General features: G+C 70.6%; 19 protein-coding genes. 10 read left to right on the forward strand and 9 right to left on the reverse strand.

The features are described 5' to 3' along the window. Positions 1-32: 32 nt before the first annotated feature. Positions 33-1,091 carry an ROK family transcriptional regulator gene (locus tag BLV96_RS17815; protein ID WP_091389328.1) on the reverse strand — a complete coding sequence of 353 codons (1,059 nt, stop codon included), beginning with the start codon at positions 1,089-1,091 and terminating at the stop codon, positions 33-35. A gap of 56 nt (positions 1,092-1,147) precedes the next feature. Between BLV96_RS17815 and BLV96_RS17820 the strand changes: the two genes are divergently transcribed. Then, a complete protein-coding gene (locus BLV96_RS17820; protein ID WP_086679636.1) occupies positions 1,148-2,191 on the forward strand; it encodes a Gfo/Idh/MocA family oxidoreductase in 1,044 nt (347 codons plus the stop codon). Positions 2,192-2,233: 42 nt separating this feature from the next. Here BLV96_RS17820 and BLV96_RS17825 read toward each other — a convergent pair whose 3' ends face one another. The 4 genes from BLV96_RS17825 to BLV96_RS17840 all read right to left on the reverse strand — a co-directional run bounded on the left by BLV96_RS17825 (position 2,234) and on the right by BLV96_RS17840 (position 10,459). Then, on the reverse strand, positions 2,234-4,585 hold the full coding sequence (locus BLV96_RS17825; protein ID WP_086679633.1) for a transglycosylase domain-containing protein: 2,352 nt from the start codon (positions 4,583-4,585) through the stop codon (positions 2,234-2,236). 79 nt (positions 4,586-4,664) lie between these two features. Next, entirely contained in the window at positions 4,665-7,100 is a 2,436-nt protein-coding gene (locus tag BLV96_RS17830) for a transglycosylase domain-containing protein (protein ID WP_244180293.1), read from the reverse strand. Between the two features lie 151 nt (positions 7,101-7,251). After that, positions 7,252-9,711, reverse strand: a complete 2,460-nt coding sequence (locus BLV96_RS17835) for a transglycosylase domain-containing protein (protein ID WP_086679628.1) — start codon at positions 9,709-9,711, stop codon at positions 7,252-7,254. A 349-nt stretch (positions 9,712-10,060) separates the two neighbouring features. Next, on the reverse strand, positions 10,061-10,459 hold the full coding sequence (locus tag BLV96_RS17840; RefSeq protein ID WP_086679625.1) for a DUF5318 domain-containing protein: 399 nt from the start codon (positions 10,457-10,459) through the stop codon (positions 10,061-10,063). Positions 10,460-10,704: 245 nt separating this feature from the next. On the opposite strand from BLV96_RS17840, the gene BLV96_RS17845 reads away from it, so the two are divergent. The 4 genes from BLV96_RS17845 to BLV96_RS17860 all read left to right on the forward strand — a co-directional run bounded on the left by BLV96_RS17845 (position 10,705) and on the right by BLV96_RS17860 (position 13,731). Beyond that, a complete protein-coding gene (locus BLV96_RS17845; RefSeq protein WP_086679623.1) occupies positions 10,705-11,250 on the forward strand; it encodes a PadR family transcriptional regulator in 546 nt (181 codons plus the stop codon). Positions 11,251-11,322: 72 nt separating this feature from the next. Further along, positions 11,323-12,411, forward strand: coding sequence for an inositol-3-phosphate synthase (locus tag BLV96_RS17850; protein ID WP_086679620.1), 1,089 nt, complete (start codon positions 11,323-11,325; stop codon positions 12,409-12,411). A 91-nt stretch (positions 12,412-12,502) separates the two neighbouring features. Continuing rightward, positions 12,503-13,033 (forward strand): RNA polymerase sigma factor, encoded by a 531-nt coding sequence (locus tag BLV96_RS17855; RefSeq protein ID WP_244180296.1) that lies wholly within the window; start codon positions 12,503-12,505, stop codon positions 13,031-13,033. Then, entirely contained in the window at positions 13,030-13,731 is a 702-nt protein-coding gene (locus BLV96_RS17860; protein ID WP_086685285.1) for a hypothetical protein, read from the forward strand. The genes BLV96_RS17855 and BLV96_RS17860 overlap by 4 nt, the downstream gene beginning before the upstream one ends. Here BLV96_RS17860 and BLV96_RS17865 read toward each other — a convergent pair. Then, positions 13,724-14,362, reverse strand: coding sequence for an HAD family hydrolase (locus BLV96_RS17865; protein WP_091389331.1), 639 nt, complete (start codon positions 14,360-14,362; stop codon positions 13,724-13,726). The genes BLV96_RS17860 and BLV96_RS17865 overlap by 8 nt on opposite strands. 66 nt (positions 14,363-14,428) lie before the next feature. Between BLV96_RS17865 and BLV96_RS17870 the strand changes: the two genes are divergently transcribed. The 5 genes from BLV96_RS17870 (at position 14,429) to BLV96_RS17890 (ending at position 20,660) form a co-directional block, all read left to right on the forward strand. Then, on the forward strand, positions 14,429-14,887 hold the full coding sequence (locus BLV96_RS17870) for a MarR family winged helix-turn-helix transcriptional regulator (protein WP_086680461.1): 459 nt from the start codon (positions 14,429-14,431) through the stop codon (positions 14,885-14,887). Further along, positions 14,877-16,094, forward strand: a complete 1,218-nt coding sequence (locus tag BLV96_RS17875; RefSeq protein WP_086680463.1) for an MFS transporter — start codon at positions 14,877-14,879, stop codon at positions 16,092-16,094. The genes BLV96_RS17870 and BLV96_RS17875 overlap by 11 nt, the downstream gene beginning before the upstream one ends. 109 nt (positions 16,095-16,203) lie before the next feature. Next, positions 16,204-18,282 (forward strand): PhoX family protein, encoded by a 2,079-nt coding sequence (locus tag BLV96_RS17880; RefSeq protein WP_086680465.1) that lies wholly within the window; start codon positions 16,204-16,206, stop codon positions 18,280-18,282. Positions 18,283-18,370: 88 nt separating this feature from the next. Next, positions 18,371-19,966, forward strand: coding sequence for a DUF7850 domain-containing protein (locus BLV96_RS17885; protein WP_086680468.1), 1,596 nt, complete (start codon positions 18,371-18,373; stop codon positions 19,964-19,966). Positions 19,967-19,979: 13 nt separating this feature from the next. Beyond that, on the forward strand, positions 19,980-20,660 hold the full coding sequence (locus BLV96_RS17890) for an SDR family oxidoreductase (RefSeq protein WP_086680469.1): 681 nt from the start codon (positions 19,980-19,982) through the stop codon (positions 20,658-20,660). A 231-nt stretch (positions 20,661-20,891) separates the two neighbouring features. On the opposite strand, the gene BLV96_RS17895 is transcribed toward BLV96_RS17890, so the two are convergent. From BLV96_RS17895 to BLV96_RS17905, 3 genes are read right to left on the reverse strand one after another with little or no spacing between them, the layout of a single operon-like run. Next, positions 20,892-22,199 (reverse strand): amidohydrolase family protein, encoded by a 1,308-nt coding sequence (locus tag BLV96_RS17895; protein ID WP_086680471.1) that lies wholly within the window; start codon positions 22,197-22,199, stop codon positions 20,892-20,894. A 23-nt stretch (positions 22,200-22,222) separates the two neighbouring features. After that, a complete protein-coding gene (locus BLV96_RS17900) occupies positions 22,223-22,873 on the reverse strand; it encodes a response regulator (protein WP_086680473.1) in 651 nt (216 codons plus the stop codon). Continuing rightward, positions 22,870-24,657, reverse strand: a complete 1,788-nt coding sequence (locus BLV96_RS17905) for a sensor histidine kinase (protein ID WP_086680474.1) — start codon at positions 24,655-24,657, stop codon at positions 22,870-22,872. Before BLV96_RS17905 ends, BLV96_RS17900 begins: the two co-directional genes overlap by 4 nt. Positions 24,658-24,714 lie beyond the last annotated feature (57 nt).

Here is a 24,714-nt window from a genome sequence, read left to right on the forward strand (position 1 = left end):
GTCGGCGGCCGCCACCGAGGTGAAGGCGGTGATCATGCCGGATTCGCGTAGTACGAGGCCAGGACCTCCGCGGCCGCCCCGCGCGTGACGATCTCCTCGCCGCCGTCGTCCTCGACGACCTCGATCCGCTGCCACTGCGGCAGCGGCAGCAGCTCCGCCAGCCGTTCCGAAACGGCGTCACGGTACGTGCCCGGTTCGTCCCGCACAGCGCGCCCGGCCAGCACGATCCGCTCCAGGTCGAGCACCTGCACGAGGTCGGCGAGGCCGATCCCGAGGAAGCCGGCGGCGGTCCGCGTGTCGGGTGCCCGCTTGGCCATGATCTCGACGCAGCCGCGGCGTCCGCAGGCGCAGGCGGGCCCGTCGAAGGCGATCGTGGTGTGCCCGAACTCACCCGCGTTGGTCCGCGGGCCGCGGTAGAGCCGCCCGTCGATCAGCAGGCCGACGCCGATGCCGGTGCCGACGAGCACCACCGCCGTCGCCGTCGGCTCGCCGTGCGGCCAGAGCCGGGCGAACGCGGCGGAATTGGTGTTCTTGTCGAGCGTCACCGGCAGTCCGGTGCGCTTCTCGAGCAGGTCGCGCAGGGGGACGTCGTGCCAGCCGGGCATGTTCGTCGCGTCGCGGACCAGGCCGGCGAGGTGGTCCAGCGGACCGACCGCGCCGAGGCCGAGGCCGAGCACCTCGAAGCCGTCAGCGAGCTCGAGCGCGGTCGACCCGATCGCTTCGACGGCCTGCTCGGGCGTGAAGCCGGCCGGGAGCGGGCCGCCGGCCGTCTCCTCGACCTCGCCGATGAGGTTGGTGCGCAGCACGCGGTACTCGTCGCGGTCCAGGCGCGCGCCGAGCGCGTGGCGGGCGCCGGCCCGGATGGTCAGCTGCGTGCGGGGCTTGCCGACCCCGGTCGAGGCCTGGCGTTCCTCGTCCAGCAAGCCGGCGTCGAGGAGTTCGGGCACGATCTTGGAGACGGCCTGCTGGGTGAGCCCGGTGCGTTCGGCGAGCTCGACGCGGCTGAGGCCGCCGGCGCGCAGGATGTGCGTGAGCAGGAGGGCACGGTTGTGTTCGCGCACGTTGCGCAGGTTCACCCCGGTGTCCGCCATGGTCCGGATCTTCCCACGTCTGGTCAATAACGCAACAGTGTTGTTTAATGGGCCGCATGAGTGACTTGCGCGTGGGCATCCTCGGGTACGGCATCGGCGGGCGTGTCTTCCACGCCCCGCTGGTGGCGGCGACGCCCGGCCTCACCCCCGCGGTGATCACGACGTCGGGCAACGCCGTGCAGGCGCGCACCGACCACCCGGGCGCGGAGGTCGTCCCGGACGCCGACGCGCTGTTCGAGCGGGCCGGCGACCTCGACCTCGTCGTGGTCAGCACCCCGAACCGCACGCACGTCCCCCTCGCGCTGCGGGCGATCGAGGCCGGGCTGCCGGTGGTCGTCGACAAGCCGTTCGCGCCGACCGCGCTCGAGGCCGAGCAGGTCGTCGCCGCGGCGAAGGCGGCGGGCGTCGGCCTGACGGTCTTCCAGAACCGCCGCCTCGACTCCGACTTCCTCACCGTCCGGAAGGTCCTCGAGTCCGGGAAGCTCGGCGAGGTCTTCCGCTTCGAGTCCCGCTACGACCGCTGGGTGCCCAAGCCCAAGGACAACTGGCGCGAGTTCGGCGACCCGGCCGAGGCCGGCGGCCTGCTCTACGACCTGGGCGCGCACATCGTCGACCAGGCGCTGCAGCTGTTCGGCCCGGTCACGCAGGTGTACGCCGAGACCGACCGCCGCCGCGCCGGCGTCCAGGTCGACGACGACGTGTTCGTCGCGCTGAAGCACGTCAACGGCGTCCGGTCGCACCTGTGGGCGTCCGCGCTCGCCGGCACGCTCAACCCCCGGTTCCGGGTGTTGGGCGACCAGGCGACGTTCACCAAGTACGGCCTCGACGTGCAGGAACCCCAGATCAAGGCGGGGATGCGCCCCGGTGAGGAAAGCTGGGGTGTCGAACCCGCGTCGGACGCGGGCAAGATCGGCGTCGGCAACGACGTCAAGACGGTCCCCACCGAAACGGGCCGCTACGAGCAGTTCTACGCCGAAGTGCGCGACGCCCTGCGTGGCGATGGTGCCTTCCCCGTCGACCCGGAGTCGTCGGTCGAAGCCCTCCGCGTGATCGAGGCGGCGCACCGCTCGGGCGTCGAAGGAACGGTCATCAAGCTCTGACCCCCAGTCTGGCCGTGACGCCGGTGTCCCCCAGCGCCGACGTCACGGCCTCTTCCTCCCCCGTTGCCGGTCCTGCAGTTCCTGCAGCCGCTGCTGGAACTGGCGGAACTGGTCCAGCTGCTGCTGGTTGCCGGGTCCCACCTGGATCCGCTGGTCCTGCTGGTCCTGCTGCCGGTTCTGGTTCTGCTGGTCCGGTTGCTGTTGCTGCTGCTGGACCTGCACCCGGTCCTGCGGCGAGCTGATCGCCGCCACGCGGTCGAAGCGCTCGCCCGGCCGGCCCGACAGGTACAGCTGCATGAACCGGTCCCAGATCGGGCCCGCGAGCGTCGAGCCGAACAGCGGGGCGCCGTTCGGGCCGCGCAACGCCTTGTCGCCGTCGCTGCCCACCCAGACCGCCGCCGACACCGAAGGCGTGTAGCCCACCATCCACGTCTGCGAGTTCGCGTTCGCCGCCGACGCGGGTTCGTCGTTCTGCGGGGTGTGTTGCTGCGTACCGGTTTTCCCGGCGCACTCGTGCCCGGCCGGGCAGCTCAGCCGCGAGAACTGGATCACCGGGGCCAGCGCCGCCGTCACGTTCCCGGCGATCTGCGCGCTCTTCAGCGGGTCGTTGTCGGCGAAGGCGTCGGTCGGGCGTTCCTTGGCCTGGTAAGCGGTTTCGCCGTTCGCGTTGGTCACCTTCTGCACGAAGTGGCGGTCGCGCTGGATGCCGCCCGCGGCGAAGGTCGCGTACCCCGACGCCATGTCGGCCGCCGTGACCTGGGTTCCGCCACCGCCGATGGAGATGTTGTTGTCGCCGGTGAACAACTTGCTGCGGCCGCCGTTGCCGTCCGTCCGGATCCCCGCTTCCTGCGCCGCTTCCGCCACCCCGGACGGTTTCGTGACGTTGAGGACCATGTCGTAGAACACCGTGTTCGTGGACCGCTGCATGGCTTCGGCGACCGTGCACTGCTGCGAGCAGCTGCTGCTGTCGCCCGCGTTGCGGATCGGCAGGTCGACGCCGGGGAACGTCCGCGGTGACGTGCCGTCGAAGCGCGCGTCGAGGCCGCGGCCGAGCTTGAGGAAAGCGGCCAGGTCGAACGGTTTCATCGACGAACCCGGGTTGTGCGGCTCGTCGGCCCAGTCGCGGCCGGCCAGGTCCTCGCCGTTGGGGCCCTTCACGATCGCCTCGCCGCCGTAGTAGGCGAGCACGCCGCCGGACTTCGGGTCGACCGCGACGAGCGCGTTCAGGATCCGGTCGTCGGTCTGGTCGGCCATGCCCTCGGCGACGGCTTTTTCCGCCGACTGCTGCGCCTGCTGGTCGATGGTGGTGAACACCTGGAAGCCGCCCGAGTAGTACTGCTTCTCGTCGATGCCCTGCGCGGCCAGCTCGGCCTTGACCTGCTTCTTGATGAACGGGTTCAGCGCGCCGGCTTCCCGGCTCTCCCGCAGTGGGATCGGCGCCGGGAACTTCGCGCCCGTGCGCTGGGCCGGCGTCAGGTAACCGTTCTTCAGCATCCGGTCCAGCGCGGTGTTCCAGCGGCCCGTCGCGACGGCTGTGTTCTCCGAGCGGCCCGGTTGCTGGATCAGCCCGGCGAGCAGCGCGGCCTGCGAGTAGTCGAGCTGCCCGACGTCCTTGCCGAAGTAGGCCTGCGCGGCGGCCTGGATCCCGTAGGCGCCGCGGCCGAAGTAGATGATGTTGAGGTAGGCGGTGATGATGTCCGCCTTCTCGTAGGTCTGGTTCATCTTGAACGACTTCGCGAGCTCGACCCACTTGCGGCTCAGGGTCGGGTCGTCGTCGCCGGAAGCGTTCTTGATGTACTGCTGCGAGATCGTCGACCCGCCGCCGGACCCGCCGGTGACCTGGTTGTACGCCGCGCGCAGGATGCCGCCGACGTCGAAGCCGGAGTTGGTCTCGAAGGAAGCGTCCTCGGTCGCGATCACGGCTTTCTTGACGACGTCCGGGATCTGGTTCGCCGCGAGGATCTGCCGGTTGCCGCCGGTGGGCACGTCCTTGCCCATCTCGGTGCCGTCGCTGAAGAGGTAGGTCACGGCCTGGCCCTGCGCCTGCGCGACCGTCTCCGGTGAGGGGACGTCGACGGCGAGGTAGGTGATCAGGAACGCGATCGCGGGAACGGCGAACGACAGCCCGGCGACGACGTAGGCGATCCGCCGGACCCGCCGCCAGCGCCGGCGCCGCAGGTCCCGGTCGGTGAGCGGCCGCGGCCGTCGCGGCGGCTGACCGGGGCGCGGCCGCAGGATCGGCACGGTCGGCGGCTCGTCCGGCTCGGTGCCGTTGTGCACGTGGTGGGTGATCAGCTCCGGCTCGGCGCCCAGCAGGCCGGAGCGCGGCACCGGCCGCCGGGTACGTCGACGCGGGACGTGCTGCCGGCCGGGTGACGTGCGGTCGTGGTTCACGGGCCGTCCTCCACGGTGGGCTGCGGACGCAGTCCTCTCGAAGAGGACACGGACCGCGGCCCACCGTGGTTCAGCCCGGCTAGTTGTCCGGCTCGTCGGACTTCGTCGGGGTCTCCTTCGACGTCGGCGGCGTCTTCGTGTGCTTCGGCGTGCTCTCCTGCGACGACGACTGGTTGCCGTGGTTGCCGCCCTGGTCGCCGTCGTTGCCGTTGTTGTCGCCGTCGCCGCCCTGGTTCTCGTCCGTCGGGGTCGCGTCCGTCGTCGTGGCCACGTCGGACGACGGCGGCGGCGGGACTTCGCCGCCGATGCGGTCGACCTTGTCGAACCGCTCGCCCGGCTTGCCGGTCAGGTACAGCGAGAGGAACTTCTGCCACATCGGGCCGGCGATGGTCGAGCCGTAGATCGGCGAGTTGTTCTTGCCGTGCAGCGGCTTGTTGCCGTCGCCGCCGACCCAGGCCGCCACCGAGACCGACGGCGTGTACCCGACCATCCACGTCTGCGAGTTCGCGTTCGCCGCCCACGACGGCTCGCCCGCGGTCTTCGTGTGCTGTTGGGTCCCCGTCTTGCCGGCGCACTCGTGGCCGCTGGGGCACTTCAGGTGCGAGAAGTCGATCACCGGCTTCAGCGCCTCGGTGACGTTCCCGGCGATCTGGCGGCTCTTGTCCGCGTCGCTGTCGAACGCGGCCTTGGCGTCGGTCGACGCCTCGTAGGCGACCTCGTTCTGCGCGTTGCTCACCTTGAGCACGAAGTGGCGGGGCCGCTGCTGGCCGTTGGCCGCGAACGTCGCGTACGCCGCGGCCATGTCCAGCGGCGTGATCTGGGTTTCGCCGCCGCCGAGGGAGATGTTGTTGTCCTTGGTCGAGATGATCGACTGGCCGCCGTCGTCGTTCTTGGTCTTCACGCCGGCTTCGCGCGCCGCGTCCTTGACCGGCTGCTGGTGGGTCTGGTTGAGGACCATGTCGTAGAAGACCGTGTTCGCGGACCGCTTCATCGCCTCGGCGACGGTGCACTCCTGCGAACAGCTGCTGCCCGGACCCGCGTTGCGCACGACGCGGCCGTCGAAGGTGCGGTTGTTGGAGCCGTCGAACGTCGCGTCGAGGCCCTTGCCCATCTTGAGGAACGCCGTGAGGTCGAACGGCTTCATCGACGAACCCGGGTTCTGCGGTGTGTTCGCCCAGTCGCGCCCGGCCTGGTCCTGCCCGTTGACCTGCACGATCGGCTTGCCGCCGTAGTAGGCGAGCACGCCGCCGGTCTTCGGGTCGACGGCGACCAGCGCGTCGAGCAGGTTGTCGTCGACCTGGTTCTCGAGCGCCTCGGTGGCGGCCTGCTCCGCGGCCTGCTGCGCCTTCGGGTCGATCGTCGTCTGCACGACGAAGCCACCGGAGTAGTAGCGGTCTTCCGGGATGTCGTGCGCGGCCAGCTCGTCCTTCACCTGCTGGACGACGAACGCGGGCGGCGCGCCGGCCTGCTGCTTGCTGTCTTCGAGCGGGATCGGCGTCGGGAACTTCGCCGCCGCGCGGTCGGCCGCGGTGATGTAGTTGTTCTTCACCATCCGGTCGAGCGCGGTGTTCCAGCGGTCTTGCGCGACCTTGGGGTTCTCCGAGCGGCCCGGCTGCTGGATCAGGCCGGCCAGCAACGCGGCTTCCGAGAAGGTCAGGTCCTTGGCGTCCTTGTGGAAGAAGGCCTGCGACGCCGCGCCCACCCCGTACGCCCCGCGCCCGAAGTAGATGATGTTCAGGTACGCGGTGATGATGTCCTTCTTCTCGTACGTCTGGTTCATCTTGAAGGACTTGGCCAGCTCGGTCCACTTGCGCGTCAACGTCGGGGCGTCGTTGTCGGTGGCCTTCTTGATGTACTGCTGCGAAATCGTCGAGCCACCGCCCGTGCCGCCGGTGGCCTGGTTGTACACCGCGCGCAGCAGGCCGCCGACGTCGAAACCGGAGTTGGTCTCGAAGGAGTCGTCCTCGGTCGCGATCGCCGCGTGCTTCATGACGTCGGGGATCTGCTCCGGCGTCAGCAGCACGCGGTTGCCGCCGCGCGGGACGTCCTTGCCCATCGGCGAGCCGTCGGCGAAGAGGTAGGTCACCGCCTGGCTCTGGTTCTGCGCCACCTCGGTCGGCGACGGCACGTCGACCAGGAAGTACGTGATGACGAACGCGATCGCGGGGAGCACGAAGAACACCGCGACGAACGCGTAGGCGACCCGCCGGATGATCTTCCAGCGGCGCTTCTTGCGCTGTTCCGGCGTGAGGACCGGCTTGCCGTCGTCATCGGGCCGGCCGTCGTCGACCGGTTCTTCGTACGCGTGGTGCGTCATCAGCTCGGGGCCACCGCTCATCGGCGGCGGCTCGGGGCGGTACCCGCGCGGCGGCGTCCGCGGCGGCTGCTGGGGTGGCTGCTGCTGCCAGGGCTGCTGCGGGCGGCGCGGACCCTGGCCGGGCGGCGGACCCTGGGGTGCGCGACGGCGCGGATCGGGTCCCTGGCCGGGCCAGGAGCGGGATCGATCGTCGGACACGGGGCAGTCCTCCAGTGGGTCCGCGGGCAGCACGAGTCGCCGCCCCCTCTTGGAAAAGACGCGCGTGAGGCACCCGGGTTGCCGAAACGATCTTCCTGAAACGCTTCAGGGCCCTCCGCGCGTTCGCGGAGGGCCCTGAAGGAGGACGCTGCTACCCGGGCCCGGAGCCCGGTGGCTGGGCGACTCCGCCACCACCACCGAACGTGTTGCCCTGACCGGGGTCGATGCTCGTGATCGGCGGGCCCGGCCGGGTCCGGGTCCGGGTCGGCGTGCTCGTGTCGGTGTCCGACGGCTCGGTGCTGGGCGAGCTTTCCGTGCTGGTCGGCGGCGTCGTCGTGGTCGGCGTGTCCGGCGGCTTCGACTGCGTCGTCGTCACGTCGTTGACGTCCTTGCCGATCGCCTGGACCTTGTCGAACTTCTCCGCCGGCTTGCCCTTGAGGTAGAGGTTCATGAAGTTCTGCCACGTCGGGCCGGCGATGGTGGCACCGAAGATCGGCTTGTTCTTCGGATCGTGCAGCGGCTTGTTGCCGTCGCCGCCGACCCAGACCGCCGCCGACACCGAAGGCGTGTAGCCGACCATCCACGTCTGCGCGTTGCGGTCGCCGTACGACTTCGGGTCGCTGTCCTTCGCCGTGTACTGCTGCGTACCGGTCTTGCCCGCGCACTCGTGACCGCTCGGGCACTTCAGGTTCGAGTGGTTGATGACCGGGACCAGCGCCTCGGTGACGTTGCCCGCGATCTGCTGGCTCTTCGACGCGTCGTCGTCGAACGCCGGGTTGGTCTTGATGTTGTTCTGGTCGAACTCGACCTCGTCCTGGTTGTTCGTGAGCTTCGCGACGAAGTGCTGCTCGTGGTACGTGCCACCGTTGGCGAACGACGAGTACGCGGCCGCCATGTCCTCCGGTGTCACGGCCGTGCCACCACCACCGAGCGAGATGTTGTTGTCGTCGGTGTAGAGGACGCTCTTGCCGTCCGGCGCGACCTTGACCCCGGCTTCCTTGGCCGCTTCCGCGACCCGCGACGGCTTCGTCACGTTCAGCACCATGTCGTAGAACACGGTGTTCGCCGAGATCTCCATCGCCTTCGCGACGGTGCAGTCCTTGCCGCAGCTCGCGCTGTCACCCGCGTTCCGGACCGTGCGGCCGCCGAGCACCCGGTTGTTCGAGCCGTCGAACGTCTCGCCGAGGCCCTTGCCCATCTTGAGGAACGCCGTGAGGTCGAACGCCTTGACCGACGAACCGGGGTTTCTCGCCTGGTTGGCGCGGTCCTGGCCGATCTGGTCCTTGCCGTTGGCGTCCTTCACCAGCTCCGGCCCGCCGTAGTAGGCAAGCACGCCGCCGGTCTTCGGATCGACCGCGACCAGCGCGTTCAGCAGGTTTTCGTCGGTCTGGCCCTTCATGCCGTCCGCGGCGGCCTTCTCCGCCGCGTCCTGGGCCGCCGGGTCGATCGTCGTGTAGATCTTGGCGCCGCTGGAGAACAGCTTGTTCTCGTCGTAGCCCTTCGCCGCGAGTTCGTCCTTGATCCGCTGCTGGACCTGGTAGGTCAGCTTGCCGGAGTTCTGCTCCTTGTTGGCGTTCTTCGCGATCGGCGTCGGGTACTGGAAGGTGGCGCGCTCGTCCGCCCGGAGCCACTTGTTGGCGACCATCTGGTCCATCACGTACGCCCAGCGCTTCTGGGCGTACGCCTGGTTCTCCGAACGGCCGGGACCCTGGATCAGGCCGGCGAGCAGCGAGGCTTCGGACGCGTTGAGGTCCTTGGCGTCCTTGTTGAAGTACGCCTTCGCGGCCGCCTGGATGCCGTTCGCGCCGCGGCCGAAGTAGACGATGTTCAGGTAGGAAGTGATGATCTCTTCCTTGGACTGCTGGTTGTTCATCTTGAACGACTTGGCCAGCTCGGTCCACTTGCGGGTCAGCGTCGGGGCGTCGTTCTGCGTCGCCTGCTTGATGTACTGCTGGGAGATGGTCGAACCACCGCCCTGGCCGCCGGACACCTGGTTCCAGACCGCGCGCAGGATGCCGGTGACGTCGAAGCCCGAGTTGGTCTCGAACGTCGCGTCCTCCGCCGAGTACACCGCGTGCTTGACGACCTCGGGCACCTCGCCCGGCTTGAGCAGCTGGCGGTCGCCGCCCGGCGGGAGTTCCCGGCCCAGCTGCTGCCCGTTGGCGTCGAAGTAGGTGATCGGCTGGTTCTGCAGCGACTTGATGCTGTCCGGCGTCGGCACGTCGACCAGGAAGTACGTGATGACGAACGCGATCGCGGGGACGACGAAGAAGAGCCCGACGAAGGCGTACGACACCCGCCGGATGATCTTCCACCGGCGCTTCTTGCGCTGCGCCGGCGTGAGGACCTTCTTGCCCTTTTCGTCGAGCTCGTCCTGGGGCTCGACGTCGTCGGCGAACTCGTTGAAGGCAGCGTCGTCGTAGCCGTCGTCGTACGGGTCGCGGCCGAAGTCGTCGGTCCCGTTGTGCGCGTGGTGGGTGATCAGGTCCGGCTCGCGCCCGGGTGGCGGCACCGGCCGGTTGCCGGGCTGGCGGAAGCCCTGCGGCGGGGAGCCGGGCGGGCCCTGCTGCGCGCGTTGCCCCGGTGGCGGGACGGCGCGGCGCGGCGGCATGCCCTGCTGACGCGGGCGCTGCGGCCGCCTCGGCGGCTGCTCGTCGCCGGCGGGCCACTGGGGACCGCCTTCGTCGCCGGACGGCCACTCGGGCGACCCGCCGCCACGCGGGTTGCCGCGGGGCGGCGTCCCACGCTGAGCCGATTCACCGCGTGGCCGGCGGGGGGCTTCTTCGCCGGGCCACGCCGGTCCGGGGTCTTCCCCCGGCCACGGGCCTGACTGGGCACGGCGAGGTGCATCTGGCTCCTGGCCGGGCCAGGAGCGGTTGCGGTCGTCGTTCACGAATGGGCCTCCCAGACCGGCACCCGGTAGTGCGCCGTTCTGCGCTCTTCAGCGGTAGTGATCCAGCTCACCGGCCTGCGGTCCTTCGCGGACCGTCGGCCGGCTCCCCCGTGCCGAGGACGTACGACCGGACCAGGTGGTTCCAGTGGCACGCGCGGCACACTTCGACGTCGTACACGGTGAACTCGGCGAACAGGCCGGCCATCCTGGCCAGCTCTTCGGGGGTCCTCGCCGAGCCCGCGACGTGCTTGAGTTCGTCGCCGTAGACCCAGGACACCAGGGTCAGCGGCTCCTGGCGGCAGATCGGACAGGGCTGGTCACCGGCCCGGCCGTGGAACTTAGCCGCCCGCAGCAGGTACGGGCTCGCGTCGCAGGCTTCATAGCTGCCGACGCGCCCGGAGCGGACTTCGGCGAGCAGCGCACGGCGCTGCAACGCGTAGTCCACGACCTGCCGCTGGTTAATCACCAGGACAGAGTACGGGCTCTTCCTGTGTCGTCCACGCCCCCTAGCGCGACCAACCTCACGACCGGGACGGACACGCCGGACGTTCGATAACTCTCCGGTGAATTTCCCCCACTCCAGAGTGAGGGCGCCTGTTGGCTTCGCCACTTCGATGTATCGGCGCGATATAGTGGCTGAGTAGGTTTGATCGAGGCGCTCGTTCGGAGCAACGCGGGTCGTCTCGGTTTGTTCCCGGAAGGGGGTGCGCTGTGCTGGAGTTCGCGATCCTCGGTCTTCTGCACGAGGCGCCCATGCACGGGTACGTGCTGCGCAAGCGGCTGCACGAGACGCTCGGCACGTTCCGGACGTTCTCGTACGGCTCGCTGTACCCGACCCTGCGGAAGCTGCTGCGGGCCGGGTACCTGGTCGAAGAGCTGGACGAGGCCGACGACCGGGCGTGGTCGCGGCGCGGCCGGCGGGTCTACAAGCTCACCGCGGAGGGCAAGGAGCGCTTCGGCGAGCTGCTCGGCGACGCCGGGCCGCAGACCTGGGACGACGAGGGTTTCGGCGTCCACCTGGCCTTCTTCTCGCGGACCCCGGCCGACGTGCGGATGCGGATCCTCGAGGGCCGCCGCCGCCGCGTCGAAGAACGCCGCGAGGGCATGCGGGCGGCGCTGGCCAGGGCCGAGGAGAAGATCGATCGCTACACCCGCGAGCTGCACCGGCTGGGGCTGGAGACGAGCGAGCGGGAGGTGCGCTGGCTCAACGAGCTGATCGCGCACGAACAGGCCGAGCGGCAGGGTCCGGAGACCTGAGCCGCCCGGCGCGGGCCGCAGCGTCGCGGCACCAGACCTACTGAACAGACACGGATTGAAGGAGAAACCCCCATGGGCGAGAACCGCCGCGTACGGGTGGCCATCGTGGGCGTCGGCAACTGCGCGGCGTCGCTGGTCCAGGGTGTCCAGTACTACCGCGACGCGGACCCGGCCACCCGCGTCCCCGGTCTGATGCACGTCGACTTCGGCGGGTACCACGTCCGCGACATCGAGTTCGTCGCCGCGTTCGACGTGGACGCCAAGAAGGTCAGCCGCGACCTGTCCGAGGCGATCTTCGCCTCCGAGAACAACACCATCAAGATCGCCGACGTGCCGCCGCTCGGCGTCACCGTCCAGCGCGGCCACACCCACGACGGCCTCGGCCGCTTCTACCGCGAGACGATCGAGGAGTCCGACGAGACCCCGGTCGACATGGTCGCCGCGCTGCGCGAGGCGCAGGCCGACGTGCTCGTGTCGTACCTGCCGGTGGGCTCCGAGGTGGCGGACAAGTTCTACGCCCAGGCCGCGATCGACGCCGGCGTGGCGTTCGTCAACGCGCTGCCGGTGTTCATCGCCTCCGACCCCGAGTGGGCCAAGAAGTTCACCGACGCCGGCGTCCCGATCGTCGGCGACGACATCAAGTCCCAGGTCGGCGCCACCATCACGCACCGCGTGCTGGCGAAGCTGTTCGAAGACCGCGGCGTCCAGCTCGACCGGACGATGCAGCTCAACGTGGGCGGGAACATGGACTTCCTGAACATGAAGGAGCTCGAGCGGCTCGAGTCGAAGAAGATCTCGAAGACCCAGTCGGTGACGTCGCAGGTCGACCGCGACCTCGGCAAGGGCAATGTCCACATCGGACCGTCGGACTACGTGCAGTGGCTCGACGACCGCAAGTGGGCCTACGTCCGGCTCGAGGGCCGCGCGTTCGGTGACGTGCCGCTGAACCTGGAGTACAAGCTCGAGGTGTGGGACTCGCCGAACTCGGCGGGCATCATCATCGACGCGGTCCGGGCGGCGAAGATCGCGCTCGACCGCGGCATCGGCGGCCCGATCCTGTCGGCGTCGTCCTACTTCATGAAGTCGCCGCCGGAGCAGTACGACGACGCGACCGCGCGTGACGCCGTCGAGAAGTTCATCCGCGGCGAGGTCGAGCGGTAAGCAGACTCTTGGAAGAAGGCCGTCACCGCTGGTGGCGGCCTTCTTCGCATGGTGCACTAAACCGGTGGGGCGGGGTGGGCGTTGGCGGGGCGTGAGTGCGAGCGTGGGCGAGAGCGCGCCGGGGGACCTGGGCGCGCCGACGTTCCACGACCTGTTCCGGGAGTACTTCGCCCAGATGACGAGGCTGGCGCACCTGCTCGGCGCGGACGACGCGGAGAACGTCGCCCAGGAGGCGTTCGTCAAGCTCCACCAGCGCTGGGACACGCTGTCGGACCACACGCGGGTGGCCGGCTACCTGCGCACGACCGTGGTGAACATGTCCCGGTCGCGCACGCGGCACCTGCGCGTGGTGCGGCGAACCCCACAGGAACGGCCGCCGGACGAGCTGTCGGCCGAGGTCCGGGCGGTGGCCAACTGGGAGCACGAGCGGCTGCGCGAGGTATTGGGGAAATTGTCCCGTCGCCAACGCGAGGTGCTGGTGCTGAGGTATTGGCTGGACCTCAGCACGGCGGGCATCGCGGAGACCCTGGGTATCTCACCCGGGACGGTCAAGGCGACCACGCACCACGCGATGGAGAACCTGCGCAAGCACCTGGGGGAAGAGCCGGGAGGTGAGCGATGACCGACCTCGAACGCAAGCTGGCCGACGCCCTGCGGGAGCAGGCGGACCAGGTCACGCCCAACCTCGACGCGGCGTGGGCCGAGCAGCAGCGAAGGCAGCGCCGCCCCCGGCGCCGCCGGTTGACGGTGGTGGTCGCCCCCCTGGCGGCGGTCTTGGTGGTGTTGACGAGCGTGCTGCTGGCCACGCGGCTGAACGACGCCTCGCCCCCGGCTCCGCCGGCCCACCCCGGCGATCTGCTCACCCTCCCGCAGGCCGAATACCAGCCCATGGGCGAGCTGAAGGTGGTGAGCACCCCGGTCCGGCTGATCGACTTCGCCGGCCAGACCGACCGCTGGACCCCCTACGCGTTCATCGCGACCACGGTCCCCGCGCCCGATCAGACGTTGTTCTGCGTCGCCGCGGTCCCGGAGAACCAGCCGCTCGACGAATCAGAGCCGCAGTACGCGACCAAGTCGCCTTCGTGCGCGCCGATCTCCTCCGGACGGATCCGCGCCGGATACGTGGGTGAGACCGGGGGGCCGCTGCCGCCCGGGAAAGCGGTCTACCTGGTCGACTCAGCGGTGGTGGGCCTGGTCCGGCTGTTCGACGAGAAAGGCGGTCTGAGCACGGCGAAGCCGTTCGGGGCCGTCACGCCGGGCAAGGTGTACTTGGCCACCGTCGACCCAGGCTGGCCGCCGGTGCGCTTCGACGTCAGCTGAGCCCGAGCGCCCCCGGCAGGTCGGTGATCTTCTCCACCACCGCCGTGGCCTGCTTCAACACCGCTTCGTCCGGCGGGAAGTGCGGGTTCGGCACCGCATAAACCGCCATCCCCGCGGCCAACGCCGACCGCAGCCCGTTCGTCGTGTCCTCGACGGCCGCGCAATCGCCCGGCGCCGCCCCCAGCAGCTCGGCCGCCCGCAAGTACACATCCGGCGCCGGCTTCCCCGCCCCCACCTGCTCCGACGACACCGCCGCCCCGACCGGCAACCCCGTCACGTCCAGGAACCCCTTGATCAGGATCACCGGCGACGAGCTGGCGATCGCCACCGGCCACCGGCCCGACACCTGCCGCACGACCTCCACCGCACCCGGGATCAACGGCGGCTCGGCGGCGTACCGCGCGGCCATCCGCTTGACCACCAGCGTCGCGATCTCGGCCGGCGTCGTCCGCGCGCCCAGCTCCTCGACGAGGTACCGCGCCCACTCCGGGGTGCTCATCCCCTGCTGCGCGCGCGTCGCCTCCGGCCGCCACGTGCCGCCGTGCTCGGCGACGACCGCGCGGCGCACCTCGTCCCAGATGCGCTCCGAGTCCACCAGGACGCCGTCGAGGTCGAAGATCACCGCTTCCATACCCCGAGCCTAGCCTGTGAGCCGACTTACTTAGCCACCCTTACTAATTTTTGTTAGCATAGCTAAGTGACTTCCCCGATCGCCGACCTCGCCCACCGGCTGCGGCCGCTGGTCTTCCGGCTGTACCACCAGGTGCGCCGGCAGACGCCGCAGCTGACGCTGACCCTCACGCAGGGCTCGGTGCTGAGCGAGCTGGTCAACGGCGGTCCGCGCCGGATGAGCGCGCTGGCCGAGTTCGAGCAGGTCAAGCTGCCGTCGATGACCGACGTCGTCAGCCGGCTCGAACGCCTCGGCCTCGCCACCCGGACGCCGGATCCCGCCGACCGGCGGGCGGTGCTCGTGGACGTCACCGACGAGGGCCGCCGCTTCTACGCCGAGACGGTGGCCGCCCGGGAGGAGTTCCTCCGCGAGCGGCTCATCGCCATGGACGACACCGACCGCGCCGCGATCGAAGCCGCCCTCCCGGCCCTCGCCAAATTGCTCGTTGATGCCAAAAAGGAGGAACTGATCAGCGATGAGCGCTGAACACCACTCGAGCCTGCTGGACGCCGTCAAGGGCCAGCCCAAGCAGGTGTGGATCACCGCGTTCGCCGCGGTCATCGCCTTCATGGGGATCGGGCTGGTCGACCCGATCCTGCTGTCCATCGCCAAGGGCCTGGACGCGACGCCGTCGCAGGTCACGCTGCTCTTCTCGTCCTACCTCGGCGTCCAGGTCATCGCCATGCTGGTCACCGGCGCGGCGAGCGCCAAGTTCGGCCCCAAGAAGACCGTCCTCGTCGGGCTGACGCTGATCGTCGTGGCCACCGCGCTCTGTTCGGCCGCCGGTTCGATCGAGCAGCTCGTCGGGCTGCGCGCGGTCTGGGGCCTCGGCAACGCGTTCTTCATCGCGACCGCGCTTTCGGTGATCGTCGGCGCCGCGACCGGCGGCCAGTCCGGCGCGATCCTGCTCTACGAGGCCGCCCTCGGGGTCGGCCTGTCGGTCGGCCCGCTGCTGGGCGCGCTGCTCGGCTCGATCTCCTGGCGCGGCCCGTTCCTCGGCACCGCGATCCTGATGGCCGGCGCGCTCGTGCTGTGCGCGGTGTTCCTCAAGAGCGACAAGGGCGAGCAGCGCGCCCCGATCAAGCTGCTCGACCCGCTGCGCGCGCTGAAGCACCCCGGCCTGCTGCGGACCTCCGTCGCGTCGGCGCTGTACACGGCCGCGTTCTTCGCGGTGCTGGCCTGGTCGCCGTTCGTCCTCGGCTGGAGCGCCATCGCCGTCGGGCTGGTCTTCTGCGGCTGGGGCCTGTGCGTCGCCGTCGCCGGGGTCGCCCTCGCGCCGCGGCTGGCCGCCAAGCTCGGCGAGCGGCACGCCGCCGCGGCCGCCGTCTTCGGTTACGCCGTGCTGATGCTGGTGCTCGCCGTGCCGAGCAAGCCGGTCCTGGTCGCCGGGATCGTCGTCTCCGGGCTGGTGTCCGGCCTGCTGAACACGCTGTTCACCGGCACCGCGATGTCGATCAGCGACGCGCCGCGCCCGGTCGCCAGCGCGGGCTACAACTTCTGCCGCTGGCTCGGCGGCGCCGTCGCCGCGACGCTCGTCGGGCACGTCGCCGAGTGGTTCGGCTCGCCGCAGGCGCCGTTCATCGCCTCGGCCGTGCTGTGCGTCGTCGCGGGGGCGCTGCTCTCGCTGCGGGAGAAGAAGGCGGACCCGCACGCGGTGCCGCAGGAGGCGGTTCTCGTCGGCGAAGAGTTCTGACGGGGCCATTCGGGGCAGCAGTACACCCGCCGTTCATCTGAATGTCTGGAATGGCTGGTTTTGGGAGCTTAGGTTCGGTTCGTTCCCGAACTCCCACCATGGAGGCGAAGTGCTCGACCGCCTGCTCCCGCTGCTGCCCACCCACCCGGGCGGCCGCTCCCCGATCACCTGTGAATACCGCTGCGGCAACGCGTGCGCCCACCCCGAGGCCAACGAATCCGGCAACGAGTACTTCGGCGACGTCGTCAAGGACATCTCGCGCCGCCGGGTGTTCAAGGCCGGTGCCGTGATGGCCGCCGCCGCGGGCGGGTTCGCCGCCCTGTCCGGCACCGCGGCGGCCGCGCCCGCCCACCACGGCCCCGGGCACGGTGGCCCGAAGCCGCGGCCGGTTCCCGGGACCGACTTCGACCCGGTCCCGCCGAACAAGCTCGACCAGGTCAGCATCCCGGCGGCGTACGACCAGCGCGTCGTCGTCCGCTGGGGCGACCCGGTCGTCGCCGGTGCCCCGAAGTTCGACTTCGCCAAGCAAACGGCGGCGGCGCAGGCGAAGCAGTTCGGCTACAACAACGACTTCGTCGGCCTGATCCCGCAGGACCCGCTGGGGCTGACGAACCTGCTCGTGGTCAACCACGAGTACACGACCGAGGTCCACATGTTCCCGGCCGACCAGTACGACCCGGCGAACCCGACCGAGGAGCAGGTCAAGATCGCCTGGGCGGCGCACGGCCTGTCGGTGCTGCTGACCCGCCGCGACCCGATCCACGGCGGTCTTTCGGTCGTCCCGAGCCGGTTCGGCCGCCGGATCACGCTCGACACGGTCTTCGAGGTCCGCGGCCCGGCCGCCGGTTCGAAGTTCCTGAAGACGTCGGCCGACCCGTCGGGCCGCAAGGTCCGCGGCACCCAGAACAACTGCTCCGGCGGCGTGACGCCGTGGGGCACGGTGCTCTCCGGCGAGGAGAACTTCGACCAGTACTTCGCGAACGCCGACAAGGTCACCGACCCGGTCGAGGCCGCGCGGCTCAAGCGCTACACCGTCGGCACCGGTACGAGCACCCGCAAGTGGGAGCGCTTCGACAAGCGCTGGGACGTCTCGCAGGAGCCCAACGAGCCGAACCGCTTCGGCTGGGTCGTCGAAATCGATCCGAACGACCCGAACTCGACGCCGGTCAAACACACCGCGCTCGGCCGGTTCAAGCACGAGGCCGCCAACATCAAGATCACCGCGGACGGCCGCGTCGCCGTCTACTCCGGCGACGACAGCCGGTTCGAGTACATCTACAAGTTCGTCTCCAAGGGCAAGTACAAGCCCGGCAACAGCGCCCACGCGCGGCGGCACAACTCGGCGCTGCTCGACGAGGGCACGCTGTACGTCGGCCGCTTCACCGGCGACAGCCCGGCCGCCGAGATCGACGGCACCGGCAAGCTCCCCGCGGACCACGAGTTCGACGGCACCGGCGAGTGGATCCCGCTGGCGAGCGGCACCAAGTCCTTTGTGGACGGATTCACCGCCGAAGAGGTCTACGTCTTCACCCGCCAGGCCGCCGACAAGGTCGCCGCGACGAAGATGGACCGCCCCGAGGACATCGAGCCGAACCCGGTCAACGGCCGGATCTACGCGGCGCTGACCAACAACACCGACCGCGGCGCGGCGGGCAAGGCCGGCGTCGACGAGGTGAACCCGCGCAACGGCAACAAGAACGGGCACGTCCTGGAGTGGGAGGAGAACCGCGGCGACGCGGCGTCGACGCGCTTCTCCTGGCGGCTGCTGCTCGTCTGCGGTGACCCCGCCGCGGCCGACACCTACTTCGGCGGCTTCGACAAGAGCCAGGTCAGCCCGATCTCCTGCCCGGACAACGTGGCCTTCGACCGGCACGGAAACCTCTGGATCTCCACCGACGGCAACGCGCTCGGCGCGAACGACGGCCTGTTCTCGGTGCCGGTCACCGGCCCGGAGCGCGGGCACGTGAAGCAGTTCCTCTCGGTGCCGGTCGGTGCGGAGACCTGCGGTCCGGTCGTGACGGACCACGTGGTGCTCGTCGCGGTCCAGCACCCGGGCGAGAACGCGGCGAGCTCGGCGAACCCGACGTCGCACTGGCCCGACGGCGGCACCGCGCAGCCGCGGCCGTCGATCGTCTCGGTGTGGAAGAAGGGCCGCTTCGGCCTGCCGGGCCGCATCGGCGAACGCTAACGCACTGGGTCCGCACCGGGCTGAACTTCACTCTTAAGTGGACGGTTCTCGGCCGGTGCGGGCCCGGACAGCGCGCCATAGTCGAGGCATGGTCCGTTCGGCGCGCGTGGTGGCAGTGGCGGTGGTGGCGTTTTCGGGGGTGGTGGTGCCCGCGGCGACCGCCGACCCGGCGCCGGCGTGCGGCGGGATCGCGGCCAACCCGAGCGTCGAGGAGACGGCCCGCAACGGAGCTCCCGATGCGTACGTCTTCACGCCGGCCGCGCCGGTGCCGCCCGGTACGCCGCCCGCGAAGGCGCCGAGGCTGCTGACCGAGCAGGCGTTCGCCGTCGACGGGCAGCGGTCCGCGGTGATCCAGACGCCGGACGGCCGGGCCAGCACGGCCGCTTCGACCGAGAAGTTCGTCCCCGGCGGCGTCTACACGCTGAGCGTGTCGACGGGCTCGTACGTGCCGGGCGCCGGGCCGGCGACCGGGCTGCGCTTCTACGACGTGAACGGCACCCAGGTCCAGGAGACCAAGCTGGTCGCCGACCACTTCGCCGGCGATGGCCGGCTGGAGCGGCAGGACTTCCCGGCGGCGACGGCCCCGGCGAAGGCGTCGGCGGTGAAGTTCTTCGCGACGACGAGCGCCGAACGGCTGCGCTGGGACTGCGTCGACCTGCAGCTCGCGGCGTACTCGGTGAAGAAGGAAGTGCAGAACCCGGCGACCGGCGCGTGGGGCACGTTCGCGACGGTCACCGCGGGCGAGACCGCGCACTACCGCGTCACCGTGACGAACGACGGCACGCAGGACCTGAGCGGGATCACGGTACTGGACCCGTGGTGCAGCGGGAAGTTCGAGCCGTTCGCGCTCTCGGCGGGCGCGAACAAGGCGCTGACCTGCGACCACCCGAACCTGACGGTGGCCGACACCGGGCACGTCAACACGGCGAAGGTGACCGGCGTGAAGTACCCGGGCGGCACGCTGGGCGACAAGACGGCGTCGGCGACGATCACCGTGCTGCCCCCGCCGGCGATCGCGAAGATCGGCGACTTCGCCTGGGCGGACCGCAACCGCGACGGCATCCAGGACCCGGACGAGCCGGGCGTCGCGGGCGTGAAGGTGACGCTGAAGGACGGTGCGGGCGGCACGGTCGGCACCGCGACGACGGACGACAAGGGCAAGTACGGCTTCGAGAAGCTGAAGGACGGCACGTACCAGGTCTGCTTCGCGGTCCCGTCGGGATACGCGGTGACCAGCGAGGACGCGGCGCCCGACGACCGCGACTCGGACGCGGGTCCGGACGGCTGCACCGCGCCGCGCACGGTCGGCGGCCCGTCGCACGAGGACTTCGCGGTGGACCTCGGCCTGGTCACGCCGACGAACCGGATGGGCGACTTCGCCTGGTCGGACACGAACGGCAACGGCCTGCAGGACGCCGGCGAGCCAGGCCTGGCCGGGGTGAAGGCAACGCTGAACAACGGCACGAGCGTCGTCACCGGTCCGGATGGTGCTTACGCATTCACCGGCCTCGAAGACGGCAGCTACCAGGTCTGCTTCACCGCCGAGGGGCACAAGCCGACCACGAAGGACGCGGACGACGACGCGAAGGACTCCGACGCCGACCCGGCGACGGGCTGCGCGGAGCCGCGCAAGCTCGGCCCGGACAAGCGGGACGACCAGACGGTGGACGTGGGCTTCGCGTAGTTACGGTGGGGGCATGACGACGGATCTTCCCCTCGCCCTCGTGACCGGCGCTTCCCGCGGCATCGGCAAGGCGGTCGCCCACCAGCTGGCCCCGACCCACCGCCTCCTCCTCGGCGGCCGGGACGCGTCCGCGCTCGAGACGCTGGCGAAGGAGCTTCCGGGCGCGAAGCCGTGGCTCGTCGACCTGACCGACCCGACGTCCCTCGAACGCGCGGTCGCGGACATCCAGTCGTTGGACGTGCTGGTCCACTCGGCCGGCGTCGCCAAGCTCGGCCGCGTCGAGGAGGCGACGGCTCAGGCGTGGCGGGACAACTTCGAGGTCAACACGTTGGCTGTGGTCGAGCTGACCCGCCTGCTGCTGCCCGCCCTGCGCACGGCCCGCGGCCACGTGGTCGTGATCAATTCGGGCGCGGGCCGCAACGCGCGTCCAGGCTGGTCCCCGTACGCGGCGAGCAAGTTCGCGGTCCGCGCCTTCGCCGACGCGCTGCGCAAGGAGGAGCCGGAGCTGCGCGTGACGTCGGTCTACCCCGGCCGCACGGACACCGACATGCAGCAGGAGATCTTCAAGGGCGAAGGCCGCGACTACGACACCTCGCACCTGCTGAAGGCGGACTCGGTGGCGACCGCGGTGGTGACGGCGGTGTCCGCCACCCCGGACGCTCACCAGACCGAGGTCATCCTGCGGCCCCGCTGACCAGCCCAGGCCAGCCCCGCCCCTCCCGGCAGAGTAGGTAGCTCTCCGTCGGCCCACCACCCCGAAGCCGGATTGTGACGACGGACGGCAGCACCGCGTCAAGGCGGGAAAGCGTGCCTTGACCCGGCGCTGCCGTCCGTGTTCTGGCTTCGTATCGGGGTGCGGGGGGAGGTCTGGGTGGGGTGCGGGTTCTGCCGTCGGCTTGCCGTGGATCAAGCCCGCAGCCGGGTATCAAGCCCGCAGCCGGGCGGCGGTCTCGGCCACCCCGGCCTGGACCTTCGCCCGATCGACGCGAAGCGACTCCCCATCGGCGACGACCTGCTCGCCCGCGACCCACACGTCCCGGACCCGCCGCGACCCCGCCGCCCACACCAGGTTCGACAGCAGCTGCACGTCCGGTACGTCCAAGCCGCACGCGAACGCCGGGTCGTCGAGGTCGATGTGGACCAGGTCGGCCCAGCGGCCCGGCTCCAGCACGCCGATGTCGTCCCGGCCGAGCGCCGCGGCTCCGCCGCGGGTGGCCAGCAGGAAGACGTCGGCCGCGGTCAGCACCGTCGAGTCGCCGGTCGCCAGGCGGGCGAACATCGCCGAGAGCTGCAGCTCCTCCCACAGGTCGATGTCGTCGTTGGACGCCGGGCCGTCGGTGCCGAGGCCAACCGCCACGCCCGCGTCGCGCAGGTCCTTGATCCGCGCGATGCCCGAAGCGAGCTTCGCGTTCGAGCCCGGGCAGTGCGCCATGCCGACGCCGTGCTTGGCGAACAGCGCGATGTCGGTGTCCGAGAGGTGGATCGCGTGCGCGGCGAGCACCCGGCCGTCCAGCATGCCGAGCTTCTGCAGCAAAGCGGGCACCGAGCCGTGCACCGAGCGAACCGCAGTGTCCTCCGCAGCCGCCTCGGCGATGTGGATCTGCACCAGCGCGCCACGCGAAGCAGCCGACTCCGCCGTCGCCCGCAGGCCCTCTTCGGACAGCATGTACGCCGAGTGCGGGCCGTAGCCCAGCTCGATGCGGTCGCCGGGGCCGAAGCGCAGGCCGTCCGTGTCGATCCAGCGCTCGATCGCCGCCAGCTGGGCCCGCCAGTCGAGGCCCGGCAGCTCCATCACCGGCGGCGCGACCAGCACGCGGCCGCCCGTCGTGAGGACGGCGTCGACCAGCTGCTCGCCTTCGAAGTACATCTCGGCGCTCGTCGTGACGCCGTGGCGCAGCATCTCGACCGAGCCCAGCAGCATGCCGGTGCGGACGTCCTCCGGCCGCAGCTTCGCTTCGGCGGGCCAGATGATCTCGTTGAGCCAGGGCAGCAGCGGCAGGTCGCCGCCCATGCCGCGCAGCAGCGTCATCGGGCTGTGCGCGTGCGTGTTGACCAGGCCGGGAACCAGGATGCCGGTCAGGGTGGTGACCGGTGCGGCGGACTCGGGGGCGGTGGCCGCCGGTCCGCAGTAGGAGATGCGCCCATCGGTGTCGACGTCGACGACCGCGTCACGCAGGAGCGAACAGGACGCGTCGGCGGGGAGAACGACAGGGGCGTGGAAACGGCGTTGCATCTCTGGATACTACGCACCCTGGATTACGACACGACTCCGTTCCGCCACGCCCACGCCGCGGTCTCCACGCGGTTGCGCGCGCCGATCTTGCCCTGCACGGACGCCAGGTGCGTCTTCACCGTGGACAGCGACAGGAACAGCTCCGCGCCGATCTCGGTGTTCGTCAGCCCGCGGGCCGCCGCCTTCACCACGTCCAGCTCGCGCGCGGTCAGCGGCTCGGACGGCGGGGTGGCCGGCGACTTGGGCGTGCCGCCGTCGAAGTGCTTGAGCAGGCGGATGGTGATCTGCGGGGAGACCAGCGCGTCGCCGCGGTCGGCCGCGCGGACCGCCTCGATCAGCAGCGCCGGGCCCGCGTCCTTCAGCAGGAAGCCGTGAGCGCCGTTGCGCAACGCCGTGTGGACGTACTCGTCGAGGTCGAAGGTCGTCACGACGACCACCTTCAGCGGGTCGGCCACGTCCGGGCCGGCCAGCTGCCGGGTGACCTCGAGGCCGTCGAGGCCGGGCATGCGGATGTCGAGCAGGCAGACGTCGGGGCGCAGCTCGCGGGCCTTCGACACCGCCGAGACGCCGTCCGCGACGTCGGCGACGACCTCGATGTCGTCCTGGGCGTCCAGGATCATGCGGAACCCCATCCGCACCATCTCCTGGTCGTCGGCGATCAGTACCCGGATCACTCGTCCCCTTCCCCGGCGGCCAGCGGCAGCCAAGCTTCGACTCGCCAGCCACCGTCCGGGCCGCGCCCGGCCGACAGCCGGCCCTTGAGCAGCGCCACGCGTTCGCGCATGCCGACCAGACCGTAGCCGCCCGACCCGCCGGCGGGCCGCCGTGCCGTTTCGTGGCCGTTGTCCGTCACCCGCAAGTGCAGTTCCGCTCCGCTCACCTCGGCCAGCACGAACGCGTCGGTCGCGTCCGAGGCGTGCTTGCCGACGTTCGTCAGCGACTCCTGGACCAGCCGCAGCGCCGAGCGGCCGACCTCGTGCGGCAGGTCCGGCGGCAGGTCGAGGTGCATCGACGTCGGCACGCCGTGGTTGGCGCCCTCGACCAGCTTCCGCAGGTCGGCGCCGAGGTCGGTGGTGGCCTGCTCGCTGAACTCGCTCGCCCCGGACGGCGCGTCGCCGCGCATCGAGCGGACCAGCCGCCGCATCGCCGCGAGGGCTTCGACGCCGGCGTTCTCGATCCGGCCCATCGCCTCGACCGCGATCTCCGGCTTCTGCGAAGCCATCAGCCGCGCGGCCTGGGCCTGCACGACGATCCCGGTGACGTGGTGGGCGACGACGTCGTGCAGCTCGCGGGCCAGCGCCATCCGCTCCGCGGTCTGCGCGTCGGCCACCGCCGACTGGACGACCGTGGTGCGCTCGGAGTCCCGCGACCGCAGCATCATGCCGATCGCGATCGAAACGCCCAGCAGCAGCGTCGCGGTGAACGCCAGGATGGACAGCGTCTGCGGATCGGTCGTCAGGCCGGCGGGCTTGTTCGCGTTGACGATCGCGCCGAGCGCCACGACGGCGGACAGGATGCCGATCCGCGGCCACGACTGGCTCAGCCCGCGGGCCCGGGTCACGTTCACCACCACGCCCATCCCGGCGATGACCTGCACGGCCGGGATGCCGCCGGGCATCGGGTAGTCGTAGCGCAGGTGCAGGAAGGGGGTGACGGCCGTGGACACCAGCATGATCGCCGCGACGCCGAGGAGGGCGTCCGCGGGCCGCCGCGGCGACAGCACCGCGACGGCGGCCGCGACGAGCGAGCAGAACAGGATCGGGAAGCCGCGGGCGTTGCTCGAGTACGTGTAGCCGAACTCGAAGATGAGCGCGAACCCGAGCAGCCCGATCAGCGGCCACTGCCCCATGGCCAGCTCGTTCACCCGCTGCAGCTTCTGCGTCCGCGGGTCGGCCTTCGGCCGGCGGTCCCGGAGCGTGATGGCCGGGACGACCGGGCCGAGGAGCAGCAGCAGACCGAACACCAGCCCCTGGGTGGCCGTGCCGCCGTCGATGTCGTTGACGCCCCGGTAGCGGCCGAAGAGGGCGACCAGCCCCCCGACGACGAGGAAGCTGACCACACAGAACGCCACGCCCGCCCGCGCCCGCCGGGTGACGTAGTAGACCATCAGCACCCCGGCCACGACCTCGGTGATGGTGATCTTCGGCAGCACGCTCGAGTAGGCCGGGATGCGGAACGCGTGGATCCAGAGCGTCGAGAACACGAGCACCACGCCGCCCGCCACCCCGGCGACGGCGGCGCGCTTCTGCGCCCACTGCGCGCAGGCGACCATCGCGAAGATGCCGGGCAGGAGCCCGAAGTCGACGAACTTGGGACCGTTGTCGTCGAGCGCCGCCTGCGTCGTGAAAACGACGTCGAAGAGCAGGGCGGCGAACAGGACGGCCGAAGGCACGCCGATGCGCCGCACCAGGGCGGCGGCGCGGGCGTACAGCGTTTTCGGCGGGGGCGCGGCGGTCACAACGTGACGTTAGAGGATTCGCCCGCCTTCGCACCTTGGCCGAGTGGCCCGCGCTCC

The organism is Amycolatopsis pretoriensis, assembly GCF_900107925.1.
Taxonomy (GTDB): Bacteria; Actinomycetota; Actinomycetes; order Mycobacteriales; family Pseudonocardiaceae; genus Amycolatopsis; species Amycolatopsis pretoriensis.

What these genes read in the sequence shown, in the direction of transcription:
- BLV96_RS17815 (WP_091389328.1), bottom strand. Translation starts at nt 1,091, where the DNA reads ATGGCGGACACCGGGGTGAACCTGCGCAACGTGCGCGAACACAACCGT.
- BLV96_RS17820 (WP_086679636.1), top strand. Translation starts at nt 1,148, where the DNA reads ATGAGTGACTTGCGCGTGGGCATCCTCGGGTACGGCATCGGCGGGCGT.
- BLV96_RS17835 (WP_086679628.1), bottom strand. Translation starts at nt 9,711, where the DNA reads ATGCCGCCGCGCCGCGCCGTCCCGCCACCGGGGCAACGCGCGCAGCAG.
- BLV96_RS17850 (WP_086679620.1), top strand. Translation starts at nt 11,323, where the DNA reads ATGGGCGAGAACCGCCGCGTACGGGTGGCCATCGTGGGCGTCGGCAAC.
- BLV96_RS17860 (WP_086685285.1), top strand. Translation starts at nt 13,030, where the DNA reads ATGACCGACCTCGAACGCAAGCTGGCCGACGCCCTGCGGGAGCAGGCG.
- BLV96_RS17865 (WP_091389331.1), bottom strand. Translation starts at nt 14,362, where the DNA reads ATGGAAGCGGTGATCTTCGACCTCGACGGCGTCCTGGTGGACTCGGAG.
- BLV96_RS17875 (WP_086680463.1), top strand. Translation starts at nt 14,877, where the DNA reads ATGAGCGCTGAACACCACTCGAGCCTGCTGGACGCCGTCAAGGGCCAG.
- BLV96_RS17885 (WP_086680468.1), top strand. Translation starts at nt 18,371, where the DNA reads ATGGTCCGTTCGGCGCGCGTGGTGGCAGTGGCGGTGGTGGCGTTTTCG.
- BLV96_RS17890 (WP_086680469.1), top strand. Translation starts at nt 19,980, where the DNA reads ATGACGACGGATCTTCCCCTCGCCCTCGTGACCGGCGCTTCCCGCGGC.
- BLV96_RS17895 (WP_086680471.1), bottom strand. Translation starts at nt 22,199, where the DNA reads ATGCAACGCCGTTTCCACGCCCCTGTCGTTCTCCCCGCCGACGCGTCC.